The 393-nt window shown below is 69.5% G+C and carries 1 protein-coding gene; it reads right to left on the minus strand.

All coding sequences use genetic code 11. From position 1 onward, the window contains the following. Positions 1–393, minus strand: a 393-nt coding sequence (locus tag GVL52_RS32665; protein ID WP_200848071.1) for an acyl-CoA dehydrogenase family protein, incomplete at both ends; no start/stop codon positions are given.

Genomic DNA, 393 nt, shown 5'->3' on the forward strand with positions numbered 1-393 from the left:
GCCCACGCTCTGCGCCGCGATGCCGATGCGCCCGCCTTCCAGCGCTCCCAGCGCGATCTTGTAGCCCTCGCCCTCCGCGCCGATGAGATTCTCCGCAGGAATGCGGCACTGGTCGAAAGTGATCTGCGCCGTGTCGCTGCTGTGCTGCCCGAGCTTGTCCTCCAGCCGCGCGACGGCATAGCCCGGCGCGTCGGTCGGCACCAGGAATGCGCTCATGCCGCGCTTGCCCGCCGCCCGGTCGGTCACCGCGATCACGATCGCCACCTGCCCGTTCTTGCCGCTGGTGATGAACTGCTTCACGCCGTCGATCACGTAGCCATCGCCATCGCGCGTCGCCGTGGTGCGCAGTGCCGAGGCGTCCGATCCCACGTGCGGCTCGGTGAGGCAGAACGC

Origin of the sequence: Rhizobium sp. 18055 (assembly GCF_902706285.1) — a bacterium.
In the GTDB taxonomy this organism is placed as follows: Bacteria; Pseudomonadota; Alphaproteobacteria; order Rhizobiales; family Rhizobiaceae; genus Rhizobium.